This is a genomic window from Flavobacterium sp., assembly GCF_035760125.1.
GTDB lineage: Bacteria > Bacteroidota > Bacteroidia > Flavobacteriales > Flavobacteriaceae > Flavobacterium.
In genome coordinates, this window is the sequence record NZ_DASTTN010000456.1 from 1 (window position 1) to 4098 (window position 4098).

The 4098-nt window shown below is 34.9% G+C and carries 4 protein-coding genes; 2 read left to right on the forward strand and 2 right to left on the reverse strand.

Going from position 1 to position 4098, the window contains the following annotated elements; all coding sequences use genetic code 11:
- Positions 1–319: 319 nt before the first annotated feature.
- Both rpmA and rplU read right to left on the reverse strand, forming a co-directional pair.
- Positions 320–580, reverse strand: coding sequence for a 50S ribosomal protein L27 (gene rpmA / locus VFS71_RS16180; protein ID WP_025539465.1), 261 nt, complete (start codon positions 578–580; stop codon positions 320–322).
- 22 nt (positions 581–602) lie between these two features.
- Positions 603–1031, reverse strand: a complete 429-nt coding sequence (rplU, locus tag VFS71_RS16185; protein ID WP_326402576.1) for a 50S ribosomal protein L21 — start codon at positions 1029–1031, stop codon at positions 603–605.
- A gap of 251 nt (positions 1032–1282) precedes the next feature.
- Here rplU and VFS71_RS16190 point away from each other — a divergent pair, with 251 nt between their 5' ends.
- Both VFS71_RS16190 and VFS71_RS16195 read left to right on the forward strand, forming a co-directional pair.
- Complete coding sequence (locus tag VFS71_RS16190) at positions 1283–2584, forward strand: pitrilysin family protein (RefSeq protein ID WP_326402578.1); 1302 nt, start codon at positions 1283–1285, stop codon at positions 2582–2584.
- Positions 2585–2646: 62 nt separating this feature from the next.
- The coding region (locus VFS71_RS16195) for a pitrilysin family protein (RefSeq protein ID WP_326402577.1) at positions 2647–4098 on the forward strand (1452 nt) is incomplete at its 3' end.

Consider the following 4098-nt stretch of genomic DNA (forward strand, 5'->3'; position numbering starts at 1 on the left):
TGGTGTGAGTAATACTTTTTGGGATAAAGTTTTTCAAACTACTTTTGATTTAAAAAAACACAAAGAGGATCCTGAGAAGGCAAAAGAATTAAAATTTTAATAACGCCTAAGTAAAGCAGATGTGGAATCTGTATATAACGCCAAGGTTAATTATAAAACTGCAGCCAAAATAAAGCTGCGGTTTTTTTATGCTTTTAAGTTAAATAAATATAAAGCTTAACTTGATTTTCGGTTAGGTAAGTACACTGTGTGATTTGTATGATAAACAAAAAACCCGCTTCTAGCGAAACGGGTTTTGTAATAATATAAGTCGTACAGATTATGCTTCGAATGGAAGGATAGAAACGTATGATTTGTTATCTCTTTTCTTTTGGAACTTAACAACTCCATCAACTTTAGCATGTAAAGTGTGATCTTTACTGATGTAAACGTTTTCACCTGGATTATGTTTTGAACCTCTTTGTCTTACGATGATGTTCCCTGCAATAGCAGCTTGTCCACCAAAAATCTTAACACCTAAACGTTTTGATTCTGATTCTCTACCATTCTTGGAACTACCGACACCTTTCTTGTGAGCCATGACGTATTAGTTTATTTTGTTATTATTCTTGTGTATCTTCTTTTTTAGCTTTAGGAGCTTTTTTTACTTTAGGAGCTGGCGCTTCTTCTGTAGTTGCTTCAACTGCTACTTTTTTAGAAGCTGCTTTTTTAGGAGCTCCTCCAACAGTAATACCTTCAATTACAATTTGAGAAAGATATTGTCTGTGACCATTTCTTTTTTTGTATCCTTTTCTTCTTTTCTTTTTGAAAACGATAACTTTATCTCCTTTTAAGTGTTGTAACACTTTAGCTTCTACTGAAGCACCTTCTATAGCTGGGGCGCCTATTGTGATTGAACCGTTATCGTCTACCAAATAAACTTTATCAAAAGAAACTTTTGATCCTTCTTCATTTGCCAAACGGTGAACGTAAACCTTTAGGTCTTTGCTTACTTTAAACTGTTGCCCTGCTATCTCTACGATTGCATACATACTGAATTGTTTTAATAATTTTTAAGGTTGCAAATATACAATTAAATATTTACCCTGCAATCCTTTACTGAAAAAATATTTCATAGTATTTTCTACAATTATCCTACCCTATTTTTGAAACAGTTATCCTTACAAAATAAAATATCGTTAATATATTCCCAATGATGAATTTACTTACTTTCCACAGGATAAAAAAGGGTATTTTTGCTTTAACAAAATAACAAAACAATTACCATTAAAAATAAATAATGATGTCAAGTGCCGTATTAACGTTAGGAGGAGTTGCTTCAGCTCAAAAAGTAGTTTTCGAAGAATACGATTTAGATAACGGCCTACATGTTATTTTACATCATGATGATTCAGCTCCTGTTGTAATTACTTCTGTCATGTACCACGTAGGCGCCAAAGACGAAAATTCAGACCGAACTGGTTTCGCTCACTTTTTCGAACATTTATTATTTGAGGGAACCAAAAATATCAAGAGAGGTGAATGGTTTAAAATTGTAACTTCAAATGGAGGAACAAATAACGCCAACACTACCGATGACAGAACCTATTATTATGAAATATTCCCGTCAAACAATTTAGAACTGGGACTTTGGATGGAATCCGAAAGGTTAATGCACCCGATAATCAACAAAATTGGGGTTGATACCCAAAACGAAGTCGTAAAAGAAGAAAAAAGAACCAGCTACGACAACAGACCATACGGAAACATACTGGCAGCGGTAAAAGAAAATATGTTCAAAAACCATCCCTATCGTTGGACAACCATCGGATCCATGGAACATATAGACGCTGCAACACTAGAAGAATTTCAAGCATTCAACAAAAAATTTTATTTACCTAATAATGCCGTTTTGGTAGTGGCAGGAGATTTTGAAAAAAAACAAACCAAAGAATGGATTCAAAAATATTTTGGTCCAATTCCGAAAGGAGAAGTTGTTCCTAAAAAAACCTTCTTAGAAGAACCGATAACACGAACCATTAAAGCCACTTACGAAGACCCAAACATTCAAATCCCGATGTTGGTAGCAAGTTACCGTACTCCATCAATGAAAAGCAGAGACGCCAGAGTATTGGACTTAATTTCATCTTATCTAAGTGACGGCAAAAGCTCCAAATTATACAAAAAAGTGGTAGACGATAAAAAAATGGCGCTACAAATTGGAGCTGTTGGTTTCAGTCAAGAAGATTATGGCATGTACATAATATACGGACTACCTATGGCTAACTTCACAACCACAAACATACTCAAAGAAATTGACGAAGAGATTCTAAAAATTCAAACCGATTTGATTTCTGAAAAAGATTATGAAAAGCTGCAAAACAAATTTGACAACACTTTCGTAAATACAAATGCAACTATAGAAGGAATAGCTAATAATCTAGCATCTTATTATCTATTATACAAAGATATCAACCTAATCAATACAGAAATCGAACTGTACCATTCTATCACACGAGAGGAAATAAGAGCGGTTGCCAACAAATACTTAAATCCAAATCAACGCTTACTTTTAGATTATATACCGGCAAAACCTCTAAATTAAAGAAACCGATATCATAAAGAAAACAAGTACAGTATTCATCCTTTTCATCATTAACAGGAATTATGCAAGCAAAAGATCGCACGCAACCCAAACCCGGAAAATCACCTATAATCAATATCAAAAAACCACAAACCTTTGTTTTGAACAATGGCATGAAAGTATTGGTTGTAGAAAATCATAAATTACCAAAAGTATCCTTCAATCTAACTTTAGACAATGCCCCTTTTGCCGAAGGCAACAAAAAAGGAGTCGATGAATTAACCGGCAACCTGATTGGTAACGGCAGTAAAATAACGCCAAAAACCGCTTTCAATGAAGAAATTGACTTTTGGGGAGTAGACATCAATTTCAGTTCTCACGGAGCTACCGCAAATTCACTTTCCAAATACAGCGGAAGAATTTTGGAACTAATGGCAGAAGGCGTCTTACATCCAAATTTTACACAAGAGGATTTTGACAAAGAAAAAGCCAAATTAATTGAAGGAATGAAAGCTGAAGAAAAAAGCGTTCCCGCAATTGCCAGTCGCGTTGTAGATGTTTTAGCTTTTGGAAAGAACCATCCTTCCGGTGAATTTATGACTGAAGAAACCTTAAACAACATAACTCTTGCTGATGTAGAGACAAATTACAAAACCTACTTCGTTCCAGAAAATGCATACTTAGTGATTGTTGGCGACGTTAAATACGAAAATGTAAAAGTAGTTGTAGAAAAATTATTTGGCGCTTGGGAGAAAAAACACACACCAAAAACAACGTATAACATTCCTGTAAATGTATCAAATCTACAAATCAACTTAGTAGACGTACCTAATGCCGTTCAGTCTGAAATTACATTAGTGAACACCGTAAATTTAAAAATGGGAGATCCTGATTTTTTCCCCGTAGTAATTGCCAATCAAATTCTGGGAGGAGATTTCAACAGTTATTTGAATATGAATTTACGCGAAGAACACGCTTGGACTTATGGCGCTAGATCCAGCATAGGTGCGGGAAAATACACTTCCAAATTTTTCGCTAAATCTGCAGTAAGAAACGCAGTTACCGATAGTGCCGTAGTGGAATTTATAAAAGAAATAAAACGAATTCGCACCGAGAAGGTTACAGAAGAAGTACTTTCAACTGTAAAAGCAGGTTACATTGGAAGATTTGTGATGCAGGTAGAAAAACCACAAGCCGTTGCTCGATACGCATTAAGCATAGAAACGGAAAAACTTCCATCTGATTTTTACGAAAAATACATCCAAATTATCAACGCAGTAACTGCTGATGACATATTGCGCGTAGCCAACAAATATTTCCTAATCGACAATATGCGAATTGTAATTGCAGGCAAAGGATCTGAGGTTGCTCCAGGATTGGAAAAACTTAAAATTCCGATGTTTTATTTTGACAAATATGGAAATCCGTTGGAAAAACCGATTTTAAATAAAGAAATTCCAACAGGAATCACTGCCAAAAACATACTTGAGAATTACATCAAAGCAATTGGAGGTGAGGAAGCAGTTTTCTCGGTA